This is a genomic window from Falsiroseomonas sp. HW251, assembly GCF_050563545.1.
Taxonomy (GTDB): domain Bacteria; phylum Pseudomonadota; class Alphaproteobacteria; order Acetobacterales; family Acetobacteraceae; genus Falsiroseomonas.
Window position 1 is genome coordinate 58,020 of sequence record NZ_JBNXUM010000005.1, and the last position, 14,187, is coordinate 72,206.

Consider the following 14,187-nt stretch of genomic DNA (forward strand, 5'->3'; position numbering starts at 1 on the left):
CTAGAACGGCACGACCGACGACACCCGCCGCAGCACCGCCGCCATGAAGGCCACCGTGAGCCCGAAGGTGATCATGCCGTTCAGCGCCTGGATCGCCCCCAGCAGCTGCCATTCCGGCGCCAGGTAGATCGCGGCATGCCCGTAGGTGGACATCGCGCCCAGCGAGTAGAGCGATGCGGTGTGCAGGTCCGGCACCGCGCCGATCAGCACATAGGCGATCGCCCAAACCAGCGCCTCGCCGGCGTGCAGGCCGAAGATCAGGGCGACGATCGGCCCGACGATCGCCACGATCCGGGACAGCGAACGCTTCATGCGGTGGTCGAACAGCGCCAGCAGCCGCTCGAAGACGCGGTGCAGAAGGCCGAGGCCGAGGATGTGGAGGAGCAGCGTCAGCACGGTCAGCGTCAGGCCGAACGACCAGTCGCTGCCCCAGGAGCCGATCTCCCATCTCGTCATCGAACCCCCTTCGCCGTCGCCCGACTCCGCAGGCAGCGGCCGCAGCTTTCGCCCCCCCTCCGCGGCTGTCCAGCGGCATCGGCGCTATTGATCCCCGGGAGGTCCAGGGGCAGGTTGCCGCCGACCCCTACGACAGGACAACGCCGTGCGCCGCCTTCTCCTCCTGGGATGCCTGCTCCTCCCGCTGCCCGCGGCCGCGCAATCCGGCGACGCCTTCTGCGCGGGCCTGCAGCGCGCCATCCAGCTTGCCGCCAACGGCTTCCTGGAAGTCCCGCTGAACGAGCACCTCATCCCCGGCACGATCGAGCAGCGCCGCGGCGTGCTGGAGGACCAGGACGGTCCCGCGCGCGCTGCCCTGATCGTCGTCGTCTATGCCGATCCCACGCGTCGCGAGACGGCCGCGCTCGAGAGCCATTTCCACGGCTATGCGGAGCGCGTCGCGCGCTGCCTGCCCGGCGCCGCCTCGAACGGCCCGCTTCCGGTCGCACGCGGCGTGATGAGCAGCTGGCAGACCGAACAGGCGCGCATCCGGCTGCGCCGCGACGCCGGCGACCTCTATTCCGATCCCGCGAAGGTCGAGATCACCGTCGCTTCCCGCTGGTGAGTCGTCAGCGTGGCGGCGTCGCGCAGGTCCCGGCCAGCGCGCAGGCCAACTGGTCCGCCGCGCCGGACGGCGCGCGCGGCGCGGGCGCCGAGGCAGGGGGCACCACGGGCGGTGGCGTGGCGGCGGACGGTGCCGGCGGCTGCCGCGGCGTGATGGTCGCGATCGGGGGCTCGCGCGCCGCATTCGCGGGCGGCGCGTTGCTCGGCGCGGGCTTGTCGACCTGGCTGGCGACGGGCGGGCTCGGCGCGGGAGCGGCCTGATTGGTCGGTGCCGGCTTGGCCGGCAGCGCGGAGGCCGGCGGCGCCTGCGGCGCCTGGACCGTCGGCAGCGGCGCGGCCGGCAGGGTGCGGGTCAGGCTGACCGTGCAGGGCTGGTTGCCGACCACGCCGCGCGCCTCGATGCGGTTCGGCGTGACCATCGTCGCGTCGAAGCCCGCGCCGACGCCGCGCGCGCCGCTGCCTTCAAGCCGGAGCCCCGGCCGCGGCGAGACGCCCGCCACCCGGCCCTGCACGCGCACGCTCGCGAAATCCACGGTCAGCACATTGTCCACCATGCTGCCGCGCGCCGTGATCCGGTCGTCGCCCGAGAGGTCGCGCAGCGGGCAGGTCACGGTCCCCGACCACGGCCCGTCCAGGCTGGGCAGGCCGCGCACCTGCTGCAGCGCTGCGGCCTGGCGGCCGGGCGGCGCCGCCGCCACGGTCAGCGTGAGGTTCAGGTTGCAGGGCTGCTCATTGACGATGCCGCGGGCATGCACCTGGTTCGCGCCGATCACCAGCCCGTCGAAGGATGCCGACCCGCCGCCGCCGCTGCCTTCCAGCCGCACCGCGGGCTGCGGACCGAGTTCGACGATGCGCCCGCTGACGGTCAGGGGCCCGAGGCCGACGGTCATCTGCCCGCCGCGGACATTGCCGCGGACCTGGGTGCTGCCGCTTTCGAAGATGCTGCGCGCCGGGCAGTCCAGCGTCCCCGCGACCGGCCCATCGAAGCGCTGCGCCTGCGCCGCCCAGGGCAGCAGGGCGGACGGCGCGATCAGCAGCCAGGCCCAGGCGGCGTAACGGGGCAAGCGTGTCTCTGGCATCGGGAGCGCAGGATAGGCGGGGCGGCCCGTCCGCGTCCAACGCCCGGCCTATGCCGCATCATCGTGGCGAGGCCGCGGCGCCGAGGATGTCGGTGCGCAGCGTCGCGGCGGAGGGCATGGCGCCGCGCCTCGCCGCCTCCGCATGCCGCGCGACGAGGGCCACATGCGGCGCGAGGTTCGGTACGTTCTGCGCCCTGATCTCCTGCTGCACGACCTGGGCCTCGGCGGGGATGGCGACATCGGCGGCCTGGGCGAGCTGTGCGACGACGGCGGCATAGGCGCGCACCCCGCCATCCACCTCGGCCCGCACGGCGTCGAGCATGGGGCGCCAGTTGCGGGCCTGCTGGTCCGTCGCGCCGAAGGCCGAGGGGTTGTCGATCATCCCCTGCAGCCCGCTCGCGCGCTGCTGGGCGATGAAGATGGAGCGCGAGAGCACGGCCGCCGCCTGAAGCTGGGCCCGCGCGGCGACCCGGGCGCGGTCCGTACGCTCCCGCGTCTCGCGCGCGTAGGCCGCGCCGATGCGGTCCAGCGCGGCCTGGGTCACGGGATCGGCCTGGTCGCGCCGCAGCGCCGCGATCAGCGCGGCCGGGTCGTCCTGGTTCTGGGTGCGGGCCTGCGTCTCCGCCTCGAAGGCCTGGCGCAGCGCGGCGGTATCCGCCAGCGAGGCCTGTGCCGGCCCGGCCAGGGCGAAGCGGAAGCCGACGGTGCCGAGCCGCGTCGGCTCGCCGTTGTCGTCATAGGGCGCGTACTCGATGCGCATGGAGGAGCGGAGCTGCGCCTCCGTTGTCGTACGGAAGTCGCCGCCGCGCGCGACGAGCCCGCCGGCCTGGCCGTGCTGGCGGCCGACGCGGTTCAGCCGGAACGGGTCGAGCACCCATTCCGCGGCGTTGCCCAGCATGTCGTGCAGCCCCAGCGGATTGGGCCGCTTCAGCCCGATCGCGGAGATCCGCCCCGCCGCGCTGCGGCTGCCCTGGAACCAGGCATAGGCTTCCGGGCCATCCGGCATGGGGAAGGTGCGGGCCTGGAAATCGGCCTCGCTGACGGCCGCGCCGCCGCGCGCGGCGTATTCCCATTCGACTTCGGTCGGCAGGCGGACGAAGGCCCGCGCATCGCCCCGCCGCGGCAGGCGCTGCGCGGCGTTGCGCAGCAGCCAGGTGGAATAGCGCTGCGCGGCATCCGCGGCATCGAGCCAGGTGACCTCCACCGCAGGCTGGCGCGAGGCCGGCGTGGCGGCGTTCGGGCAGGGCGGGGCGCGCAGCGCTTCGAACTGGGCGCGCGTCACCTCGTATTTCGACATGAAGAAGTGGCGCGGCACGGCACCGCCGCCGAAGGGGCCGGCGACCCAGGTGCGGCGGAGGTACTCGAGATAGCCGGTCTCGGTCTCCGGCGAGCCCAGCAGCACCGCGCGGTCGTCGAGGCCGCTCTCGCCCGCCGGCGTGTCGACGCGGCGGAAGGTCATGGAGCCGCCGCAGGGCATGGGCAGGATCAGGTCGTCCGGCAGCGGCGCGGGGTTCCAGGCGATTGCCGGCCAGGGCTGTTGCGCGGGCTGGCCGAGGGTGGTCGCGGGGCAAAGCAGCAGGGCGGCGGCCAGAAAGGCGGCGCCGCTTCTCCCTCCCCCGCTGTTGCGGGGGAGGGTTGGGGAGGGGGCGCCGCCGCTCGCCGGCCGACCGTCATTCATCCCGAAGCCCCTCCGCCGGATCGGCCCCCGCCGCCCGCGCCGCCGCGACGCCCGATGCCAGCACCGCCGCGCCGGCCGCCAGCATCGTCGCCGCCGCGAACTCGTCCAGGCCGATGCGGGCGAGGTCGCGCCCATCCGCCGCGCCGAGCAGCGAGAGCCGGTTCACCAGCCGTGCCGCGCCGGCGGCGAGCGCGGTGCCGACCACCGAGCCCGCCACGGCATAGGCGATGCCCTGCCAGACCGGGATCATGACCAGCGTCGCGCGTCGCATCCCCATCAGCCGCAGCAGCGACAGCGTCCGCCGCTTGCGCGCCACCGCCGCCCAGAGCGCGGCGCCCAGCCCGAGCACGAAGCCCGTCCCGCCGACGGCCGCGATCACGACGAAGCCCGCGGTCAGGTTGCGGTCCAGCGCGAGAAGCGCGGCCACGTCCTCCACGCGCGACCGCGTCTCTATCCCCTGTTCCTGCAGTGCGGCGACCAGCGCCGGGACGTCCTCGAGCCGCCTTGCATGAAGGCGGAAGCCTTCCGAGCGCCGCGGCGCCGCGTCCTCCCCGCGGTTGTCGAGGAAGTCCTGCATCCGCCGCCCGAGCGCGGGCGGGGCGAAGACCGCGTCCCGGTCGAAGGCGCCGAGCGGCGCGATGGCGACAGCGACCAGGTCGAGGTTCAGCGCTTCCCGCCGTCCTTCCATCACGCGCACGACGCGCAGCCGCAGCGCGTCGCCGGCGTTCAGGCCGAGACGCTGCGCGGCCGACGCCGTCACCACGACCTGGCCTTCGCGGGGCTGTGCGATGCCGGCCAGCAGCGGATCGCCCGGCGCGGTCGGCAGCACCTCCACCGTCGCGACGCGGCCCGGTCGCGCGGCGGCCTCCAGGCTGCCGGTGGCGGCGAGGAGGCGCGTGCGCGGCACGACGAAGCCGACCTCCGGCCGCGCCGCGATGCGCGCGAACCAGGCCTCGTCCAGCGCGAGGTTCTGCACATTCGCGATCTCCCGCGCGCGCGGGCTGGACGCCAGGTCCTCCTTCAGCCCCGCGACGACGCCGGCGCGAAGCCCCGCGAGCAGGATCAGCGGCGCGATCACCGCGGCGAGCGCCAGCACCGAGCAGAGCGTGAAGGCCGGCTCCCGCCGCAGATCCGCCAGCGCCAGGCGCAGCGCGCGCATCTCAGGCCGCGACACCGGCGGGCAGGCGCGATCCCGCGCCCGCCGGGCGCAGCGGCATCTCCGCGAAGCCGGCGGCGCGCGCGGCCTGCGCGTCATGCGTCGCCAGCAGCACGGCGGCGCCGGCCTCCCGCGCCTGCGCCACCAGCAGCGCCAGGACCTCGCCCGCCATGTCGGGATGCACGCTCGCGGTCGGCTCATCCGCCAGCACCAGCGACGGCCGGTGCGCCAGCGCCCGCAGGATGGAGGCGCGCTGCCGCTGCCCGACCGAGAGCGTCGCCGGCAGCCGGTCCAACAGGGAAGCGAGCCCCAGGGTGCGCGCCAGCGCCTCGATCCGCGCGGCGTCGCGCCGGGCCGCCAGATCCTGCGCCAACGCCGCATTGGCCCGCACCGTCAGGAAGGGCACAAGCCCGCCGGTCTGCAGCACATAGCCGAAGTTTCGGGCCCGCAGGCCGGCAAGGGCATCCCGCGCGCCGCGCCGCCAGAGCGCAGCGGCGTCCTCCCCCGCGACGCTCAGCGCCGCCGCGCGATCGGGCTCGCGCGCCAGCGCCGCGACGTCCAGCAGCGTGGACTTGCCCGACCCGCTCTCGCCGGTCACCGCGACCAGCGCGCCGGGTTGCAGCGCCAGTGCCTCGACCTCCAGCGTGAACGCCGCGCCGCCCGAGCTTCGGGTGACGACCACACCCTCCAGCCGCAGCGCCGCGGTCACGGAAGCTGGTCGAGCGGCACCGGGAAAACCGCCGAGCCCGGATCGTTGCCGCTGCCGAGCTGCGTCCAGAGCGAGGGCGTCGCCGCGTATTCCTCGTACAGCCGCAGCTTGGCCTCCAGCGCGTTCAGCAACTCCCGCTGTCCGCCGGATTGCAGCTCGAGCCAGTTGCGCTCCGTCAGCTCCATCACCTGGCTGCGATAGGGTAGGCCATCGAGGTACTCGCCGAACGCCGCGCCGAGCGTGGCGAGGTTGCCGATCCGCCGGGGATCGCGCGCCGCGGCCAGCGCGGCGTTGCGGATGTTGGCGAACACCGTCTGCGGCTGCAGGCGTCCGGCATTCGCCTGCTCGATCACCAGGCGCAGCGCGCTGCGCAGGTCGGAGAGCTGGTCGCGCGTCAGCAGCACGCGGACCTCGACATTCGCGCGGTTCGGATCCGACAGGTCGCGATCGGTGGTGAAGCTGCGCACGATGTCGGGCGCCGCCGTTTCCTGCACGCGGCCGAGATAGGCGAGCCGCATGGCCTGGGCCACGACCTCCAGGCCCTGGGCCTGCGGCGTGGGTTGCACATTGGCCGGCGCGCGCAGCTGCTGGATGCTGACGCCGGTGATCGCCGCGACCTGGCGCAGCAGCGCTTCCGTGATCTGCTCGACCGTCTGCCCGAACGCCGCGACGTCGCCGTTCTGAATCGGGAAATAGAGCGGCTCCGACGCGCCCTCGAACCGCGTGAGCTCCCTCCACTGGCCGCGCGCGCGGGAGTGGTTATTGCGGCCTTCCGGCGTCAGCAGGTGCAGCGCCAGCGCGGCGATGCGCTGCTGCTTCAGAAGATCGCGGATCTCGGGGATGCCGAGATGCGTCGAGCTCCTGGGGTCGTTGGCGTCGCGCGTTCCGGCATCGGTCACCAGCATGATGAAGCGCGCGCTGACGCCGGACCAGTCGATGTCGTCGATCGCGGCCTTGAGCCCGGCAATCGCGTCCTCGTCGAAGGCGTCGTTGCTGTCGGTCGCGGCGTTGACCGCCGCGATCTGCGGCAGGATGGCACTGGCGGGCTGGCCGAAATCAGGGCGCGCGAAGGTGCGCACGACGTATTGCAGCTGCGGATTGCCGTCCATCGCGTCGCGATAGGCGATGAGGCCGAAGCGGAAGCGGTCGCGCAGCGCGGTGTCGCCGATCCGCGCCATGACGTTGCGAAGTGCTTCCCGCGTGCGATCGAGATAGGGCTGCATGGACAGCGTGCTGTCCACCACGAAGACCAGCGCGCCGCGGAAATCCGCGAGCGGATCGCGCGCCGGCGCGGGCGTGCGGCGTTCCGCCGGGGCGGAGGCGACCTCGATCAGCCGCATGCGCTCGCCGCGCTCGTTCTCGACCTCTTCCGCGTTCAGGGCGGGAAGGAGGTAGAAGTTGCGCGTGATGTCCACCCAGTTCTCGGGCTCCAGCGCGATGACCTGGCCGTCACTGGCATTTCGCGCCGCCGCCGCGGCCGCCGCCATGTCGCGCGAGAGGATGATCCGCCGGACCGCCTGGCCATCGGCGAAGAACATGGTGCGCTGGCGTCCCGCGGGGTTGGTGAAGGACAGCACCATGGTCTGGTTCCAGGGCACGGCGCGTTCCTCGCGCATCCAGCCCTCGGTTGCGCCCTGCGCATCGCGGCCGACCTCGATCCAGGCATCGGCGCCGGAGCCCTGGCGGGCATAGACGTGATACAGCGTGAAGCCCGGGATCTGCCGCGACTGCGCGGCGCCTGGCGTCGCATGCAGCGTCGCACCTGGTCGCGTCAGCACCTTCTGCGTCAGCGTCTGCTTGCCCTCGATCAGCAGGGCGCGGCGCGGCTGCGCCTCGGCTTGGATCGGCACGAAGGCCAGGCAGGCCAGCAGGATCAGCAGGCGGCGCATCATGGCCAGAAATCCCTGAGCGCGAGGGCGGCGATCGCATCGCCGTTGCGGGACGCCGCTTCCAGCCGCTGTCGCAACGCGTCGCGCGGCGCGGCGACGGAGGCGTCGCCCGCGCGCTGCGCACCGCGGTAAAGTTCGGCCGCCTTCACAGCATTTGGCGCCGACAGCGCGCCGCCCGCCGCGAAGGTCGCGGGATCGTAGAGCCGGGCGAGCGCCGCCAGCGCCGGCCCGTATTGCTGGTCCGCCGCCAGTTCCATCAGCAGGAGCGCGTCGCCGTGCCGGCCCTGTGCGCCGCGGCGCTGCGCGATCGCTAGGATGCGCTCGGGCGGCAGGCGCATGGCGGCGATCTCGGCCGGCGTCGCGTTCTCCGTGGGATCGCCGGGCTGGGCCGGCGGCTGCGGCTGTGGCTGCGCGACTTGCGGCGCCGGAGGGTTCACCATCGCCTGGATCTGTGGCCAGAACCACCAGCCACCCGCACCGGCGCCGGCCAGCAGCACCAGCACGGCGAGAAGCGCCACTGGCAGGCGCGATGCGTTCGGCCGCGGCGCTTCGGGCGGCAGGATGCGCTCCTGCTGCGGCGGAGGCGGCGCAACCGGCGGCGTCGGCTTCACGATCACCGTCGCGTCGTCCGCCGGTGGGGCGGCCGTCGCCTTCGGCGGCACGCGGCGCTGCTGCGCCTCGCCGCGCCGCTGCGCCCCGAAGCCGCCCCGCCGTCCCGCGACCGCGGGCGCAATGTCCGGCCAGATCACGATCTGGTCCAGCCCGAGCGCGGGGATGCCCATCCGCACCGGCCCGGTCTCCAGATGCTCCGCCGCTTCCGGGCCCAGCACCAGGACCAGCGCGTCGCCCTCGTTCGTCACCTCGATCGGCTCGATCCGGCCGGCGGCGACCTGCCAGCCGTCGGGACCGAGGCTGTCCGCGCCGAAGCCCTCGCGCGTGAAGGTGACGGCGTTCGGCATGGCGCGGCCGCCGAGGCCCGGCAGCAGGATGCGCGCACAACCCTCGCCGGGCCGGCTCGCATCTTCCTCGATGATGACGCGCATCAGGTCGCCCGGACGGCGGCGAGCGCCGCCTCGACCTCGGCCAGGATCCGCCCGAGCGCCGCGTTGCGCACGACATCGACGGAATCCTCGCCTTCGCCCTGCACGTTGAGCTCGGTGGCGCGCAGGAAGGCCTGGACCCAATCGAGGCTCTGCTGCCGGTCGTAATCCGCCGCGACCTCGGCGAGCGGCGGCAGCCCGTCCAGCTTCGGCCGCGGCGCGAAGATGGGGCGGCGGTCCTGGCCGACCGTCGGCCGTTCCGCGACCGGCTTGGCGTCGAAGCCCATCGCCGCAACAAAGCCGCCGATGCGCAGCGCCGCGCAGGACCCGCAGATCGCCGCCGCCGCCGCGGGATGGCGCCGGAAGCCGAGGATTCCGCGGAGTTCGGCGGCGAGCGCCGTCTGCAGTTTCTCCCGCCGCGCGGAGCGCAGCAGTTCCGCCACCATCGTTCCCGCGACTTCCGGCGTCAGGCCGTACAGGGTCGCGGTGGTCGGCGCGTCGGCGAAGGCGTGCAGCTGATCCGCCCAGAGCTTCAGCGCGACGGTGGCCAGGTGATCCGCCTCGTCCTCCGGACCGCTGCTTTCGACGGTCGGCGGCGGCTCATCGCCGAAATCAAGCTCCGCGAGCAGCCCGGCAGCGCCGCTGCGCGTGCCGATCGGGATCTCGCTGGCGACGAAGCGCGTGCGCGACAGCACGGCCGCGATCTCCTCGGCATCCGGCGAGATCGCGCGGAGCAGGTGGCCGAAGCGCTGCCGCTCGACCGCCCTGGCCAGCGCCACCGCCACCGCGCGAGACGCCGTGCGGCGCTTCGCGAGTTCCTGCGCGAGATCGGCGGAGTGCCAATGCGGCAGCAGCCGCGCGCGCAACCGCTCCGCGAGATCGCCGACCCGCGCCGAGACCTGGCGACGCTTCAGCGCGGGATCGCAGACCGGCCGCAGCCGATCGGCGAGGAAGGAGATGCCGCCGTCGTTCAGCCGCATCGCCTCGTCCCAGGCCAGGCCCGGATCGGCGAAGTGCCGGCGCGCCTCGTCATTCTCCACGAAATCCGCGCGAAGCTGCGCGACGCGCGCGGCCTCGGATGCGCGCACGCCGGCCTCGTGGCCCGCGGCGTCGTAGTCCAGGATCGCCTTGTTCGCGACGTTCGGATTGCGCAGCCAGAACAGGTTGTCGAAGGGTTTGCCGGGATGCCATTCCCGCGGCCAGGCGCTCTCCTTCCCGAAGAAGTCGAGCAGGCTGGCCGCGAGGCGCGCCGTCCAGCGTCCACCGCCTTCGGCCTGGCCCTTCTTGCTCTCGAACTCCATGTCGAACTTGGTCAGCACGAAGAACAGCGCCGTCGGCTGCGTCGCGCGCTTCTCCGGCGTGTCGCCATGCGTGCCGGCGATCCACTCCTCCACCATGCGCGGCAGGGTGCGGACTTCCTGGTTGGACGGGCCGATGCAGAGCAGCATGCCCGTCAGCTCGGTTTCCGCGCAGTAGCGCTCAAAGAGATAGGCGACCTTGCCGCGCAGCAGCACCGCCGGCAGCTTCGTGGGATCCGCGAGGTGCCGCGCGGGATCGCGGATATGCTCGCGGGATCGGGCGCCCGGGAAGTCCAGCAGGTCCGTGACGTCGAAGAAGTCCCAGGGCTTGTCGCGCAGCTGGATCGTGACCTCGGCGACCAGCGCCGTCAGCACCGCGCGCGGCAGCTCGGCGCGAAGCCCCGCCGGCGTCGCGACGGCAATGGTGGAATCGTCGCGCGCCCCGAAGCGGTTCAGCGTGAGCACGTCGATGATCCCGGTCTCGCGCGGCACCAGCGCCGAGAGCGGCGCGAAGGCCTCCGCGGCGTGGCCGAGCTGTGCCAGCGCGCCGACCAGGCGGAGATAGGCGTCGTCGAGCGGCGCGACGCGGCCCCAGACCAGGCCGAACAGCGCGGCGCGCGCGGGCTGGTCGAGCCGCGGCGCGATCTCGCTCGCGGCCTGCCAGAAGCGCGCGGCCTTCAGCGCCTGGACCAGCGCATGCCCGCCGAAGCGCGTCTCGAAATACTCGCGGAGGTCGGCATAGACGTCGTCCTCCGTCAGGCTGTCGGTCGCCTTGGGCAGCATCCGCCCCTTCGCGACTTCCAGCGCGTTCGCGATGACCTCGGGCGAGGGCGGCTCGATGTCAGCGGGGTCGAAGTCCGAAAGGAAGGCGTTGCCGATGATCTTCACGACATCGGTCTGCGACAGCAGCCGCAGCGCGACCGGCATGCCGGGGGGCGTCGCGATGCGCTTCATCGTGAAGCGGGTGACCAGGCCCGTCGCCTCGCGCCCGCCTTCAGGGTTGATCTCGCGGACGAAGTCCACGGCGCGGTCGTCGAAGACTGCCATCAGCGGCGCGTCCTTCGACTGCGCCAGCGCCGAGATCAGGTAGGACTTGCCGGCCTGGGACGGCCCGAAGACGCCGACGCACATCGGCCGCGCCGCGGCGGCCGACAGGCGCTGCGCGCGAAGGTTCACGCCGCGCAGCTCGCGCGCCAGCGCGGCGGCATCCAGCCCCGGTCGCGCGGCGCCGGCGAACCATTCCAGCGATTTCTGCGCGGCCTCGCCGACGCGGCGGGCCTCGCCCGCGAGTTTCTCGTCGGCCGGCGTCACGGCACCCCCAGCGCGCCCGTGTCGCGCCAATAGCCGGCCTCGTCGCGCATGGTCTGCAGGCGCATCCGTACCGTGGTGGGATGACGCTCCTGGCCCTCGGCGTCGCGGATCGAGGTCGGCTTGAACTGTTCCTTGCTGGCCTCCGCCTCGGCCGAGCCGGGCTCGGCATAGCCGCGCGCGAGCCGCACGGTCAGCGGCAGCGCCAGGTTTCGCACGTCATCCGCATTGCCGAATTCCAGCGCGTAGAGCGGCGTCGCCGGCCAGCGTTCCAGCGGCAGCTGCCGAAAACCCAGCATGCAGGGCGCCTCGAAGGGGATCTCGACCTCGAGCGGCACCGACGTATCCGCGTCGAGGTTCACCTCCTTCAGATACTCGTTTCGCTTCAGCAGCTGGCCGGACGTCTCGAGCCGCCCGATGAAGCGCGCCGTGGATTTCATGCCGAGCCGAGAGGACCGCAGCAGGAAGCCCGACAGCGATCCTTCCGCCAGCGCTGCGACCATCGCGCCGACCGCCGCCGTGGTCTTGGGATCCTCGATCCGCGCATGCGCATCGCGGAAGGGATACCAGCCGCCCGCGGGATAGCCCTGCATGTGCACGATCCGATGCGCCGCGACCGGCAGCTTCGCCAGCACGACGTCCGTCACCGCGCGCAGCCGCGACGGACGGCCCGACAGCAGCAGCACGTCGCAGTCATAGGCGTGCGTTGCCTCGCAGAGATCCGACAGGATCGGCCCCAGCGTCCCGCGCACCAGCCCGTCCATCGCGGTCGCATCCGGCGCGACCTCCACCGCATCCAGCCGGAACTCGCCGGCGCCGGCGTCATGCGCGAGCCGCTCGAAGAAGGCGATGGCGCGGTCGTGGCGCGGCCGGCCGTTGCCCTGCGCGATGCCGATGCGCGCCACCGCGCCGCCGGCGCCGGGCTCCATCACCTCATAGGCGCCGAGCAGTTCCAGGGCGCAGGGTTCCAGCACGCGCGCCACGAATTGCCGCGTGAGCTGCCGGTCGGCCTCGGACTGGCCGCCGCGCGCACCGCCGAGCACGCGGCGCAGGAAGGCCTTGGGCTCGCGCAGCCCGGCCTCGCCGAGCGCGGCTTCCAGCGGCGGCAGCACCGCGCGCTCGATCACGGCCTGCAGCAGGTCGTCGCCGGCGATCTTGAAACCCTCGCGGAAGTTCTGCGTGGGCCGGATCTCCTGGTCGGCCGACAGCGTGTAGGTCGTGACCGCGAGGTCCGTCGTGCCGCCGCCGATGTCGATGCTGGCGACGCGCAGGGATGTCGCGCCGTCGCGCATCCGCCCCATCAGCGCGAAGAGCTGGCGCGGATCGGCCTGCAGCCGATGCACGCTTTCGGCATAGAGCCAGACCAGCTGCGTTGCCGTGGCCTCGTCGAGATTGGCGTTGATCCGCGGCGGGATCGGCGCAGCGACGGCGCGCTCCGCCGCGCCCTGCGACCAGCCCATCCAGGCCCAGACAAGCTCCACCGCATGCTCCGCGCGGCGCCGCACGATGCGCTGCTCCGCGACCGGCATCGCGGTCGGCAGCGTGAGCGTCACGCGGCGCAGCCGACGCGGCACATCGGCGTTGCGCCGGGCCTGGCGCGTCGCCGGCGCGTTGATCTGGCAGATCGCCTGCAGCAGGATCTCGGCCAGCATCAGCGTGTAGAGCGAGGAGCGGGAAAAGCGCGCGCGCACCGCGGGCGTCGCGTTGCGGTTGCGCGACAGCAGCTCGCCGGTCTCGGTCAGCTCGTTCATGAAGGCGCCGGAGACCGGCTGCTCGCCCGCCGTGCCGAAGGCGCCGACAGCCGCCCCCGCGCCGAAGCGCCAACCCAGCACGGAAGGCCGCTCATCCCATAGATACCGCTTCGGCGAGGACAGCCCCGTCGCGCCTTCGTTGCCAATGGAAAGTCCGGCCAGCCGCACGGCTTCGGGCCCCACGCGCAGCGGGGACGGCCAATAGAACGCCGTCGCGCGCCCCGACCGGCGCGACAGCGCATCCTGTCCGAAGCTCGCGCGGGAGAATTCGACGCGGCTTTCGAAGGGCCGGGTCGAGACCATCTCGGGCTTCGTGAGGTCGCGCAGCGCCAGCGGGTAGGAATCGTTCAGCGAGAGCGGCCCGTCCGGCGCGCTTTCCACCAGGATGCCGCAGGTCCTGCTGTTGCCGATGTCGAGCAGCAGGTCCACGTCCACCACCGCATTCCGCCGCCCCGACACGCCGGCATCCACCAGCTTGACGCGCGGTGCGGCGCCGGCAGCCCCGAGGAGTTCCAGCAGCGTGAGATACCGCGCGAAGGGCTCCATGCGGTTCGGCAGATCCTCCGCCTTCACGCGCTGGCCGCGGCGCTGGGCGGAGACGAAGTCGATGTAAAGCTGCTCCAGCCACTGGCCGAACCAGCCCTCCGCCAGAAAGGACGCGCTGTCCGCCATCTTCGCGGCCAGGCCGAATTCCTGCTCCTCCGCCGCGTCCTCGGGGCTCGGCCCGGCGTAGGGCAGGCCCTGGCGGCGGGCGAGCAGCGCGGTGTCGAAGGCGAGCACCGCGCGATGCGTCGCCCCACGGACGGTTCCGGGCGGCAGTTCCACCACGCGCAGGCGCGCCCAGTTCGTCGGCCCCTCGTCGAAGATGGGCTGGCCGTCCGCGGTGCGGGACTGCACGCGGAGATAGGGCAGCGGGATCCATTGCCCGAGGAAGGGCTCCAGCGCCTGCGCGCGGGAGATCCGGTAGACCTCCTCCTCCGGCGGGTGGTTGCGCCCGACGGGGTCGAAGAGCTCGCCGGCCTCGGTCTGCTCCAGCACGCGCAGCAGCACCTGCTGGTCGCCGGCGGCGTCGCGCAGATGCATCGGCCGCTCATCCCAGAAGGGGCGGCTGATCCGGGGCAGGGCGTTGACGTCGAAATCGACGTCCAGGAACTGGATGCCCGAGGCCGGGATCAGGCTGGTCAGGGCGCGGCTCATGATGCGGCGCAGTATCGCCCCGC

10 protein-coding genes are annotated in these 14,187 nt (G+C 73.3%); 1 reads left to right on the plus strand and 9 read right to left on the minus strand.

The window, feature by feature from the left end:
* Window positions 1-456: a hypothetical protein gene (locus tag ACLF3M_RS07250; RefSeq protein ID WP_430656209.1), complete on the minus strand. Its 456-nt coding sequence runs from the start codon at window positions 454-456 to the stop codon at window positions 1-3.
* Window positions 457-601: 145 nt separating this feature from the next.
* Here ACLF3M_RS07250 and ACLF3M_RS07255 point away from each other — a divergent pair, with 145 nt between their 5' ends.
* Complete coding sequence (locus ACLF3M_RS07255) at window positions 602-1,060, plus strand: hypothetical protein (protein ID WP_430656210.1); 459 nt, start codon at window positions 602-604, stop codon at window positions 1,058-1,060.
* Between the two features lie 4 nt (window positions 1,061-1,064).
* On the opposite strand, the gene ACLF3M_RS07260 is transcribed toward ACLF3M_RS07255, so the two are convergent.
* From ACLF3M_RS07260 to ACLF3M_RS07295, 8 genes are read right to left on the minus strand one after another with little or no spacing between them, the layout of a single operon-like run.
* Window positions 1,065-2,138 (minus strand): hypothetical protein, encoded by a 1,074-nt coding sequence (locus tag ACLF3M_RS07260; protein WP_430656211.1) that lies wholly within the window; start codon window positions 2,136-2,138, stop codon window positions 1,065-1,067.
* Window positions 2,139-2,196: 58 nt separating this feature from the next.
* The gene (locus ACLF3M_RS07265) at window positions 2,197-3,816 is read right to left on the minus strand and encodes a formylglycine-generating enzyme family protein (protein ID WP_430656212.1); all 1,620 of its coding nucleotides are present in this window, start codon (window positions 3,814-3,816) and stop codon (window positions 2,197-2,199) included.
* Entirely contained in the window at window positions 3,809-4,975 is a 1,167-nt protein-coding gene (locus ACLF3M_RS07270; protein ID WP_430656213.1) for an ABC transporter permease, read from the minus strand. The genes ACLF3M_RS07265 and ACLF3M_RS07270 overlap by 8 nt, the downstream gene beginning before the upstream one ends.
* A gap of 1 nt (window position 4,976) precedes the next feature.
* Window positions 4,977-5,681, minus strand: a complete 705-nt coding sequence (locus ACLF3M_RS07275) for an ABC transporter ATP-binding protein (protein WP_430656214.1) — start codon at window positions 5,679-5,681, stop codon at window positions 4,977-4,979.
* Window positions 5,678-7,573 (minus strand): vWA domain-containing protein, encoded by a 1,896-nt coding sequence (locus tag ACLF3M_RS07280; RefSeq protein ID WP_430656215.1) that lies wholly within the window; start codon window positions 7,571-7,573, stop codon window positions 5,678-5,680. The genes ACLF3M_RS07275 and ACLF3M_RS07280 overlap by 4 nt, the downstream gene beginning before the upstream one ends.
* Entirely contained in the window at window positions 7,570-8,613 is a 1,044-nt protein-coding gene (locus ACLF3M_RS07285; protein WP_430656216.1) for a hypothetical protein, read from the minus strand. The genes ACLF3M_RS07280 and ACLF3M_RS07285 overlap by 4 nt, the downstream gene beginning before the upstream one ends.
* Window positions 8,613-11,219 (minus strand): virulence factor SrfC family protein, encoded by a 2,607-nt coding sequence (locus tag ACLF3M_RS07290; RefSeq protein ID WP_430656217.1) that lies wholly within the window; start codon window positions 11,217-11,219, stop codon window positions 8,613-8,615. Before ACLF3M_RS07290 ends, ACLF3M_RS07285 begins: the two co-directional genes overlap by 1 nt.
* Window positions 11,216-14,164, minus strand: a complete 2,949-nt coding sequence (locus tag ACLF3M_RS07295; protein ID WP_430656218.1) for a virulence factor SrfB — start codon at window positions 14,162-14,164, stop codon at window positions 11,216-11,218. Before ACLF3M_RS07295 ends, ACLF3M_RS07290 begins: the two co-directional genes overlap by 4 nt.
* Window positions 14,165-14,187: the final 23 nt, after the last annotated feature.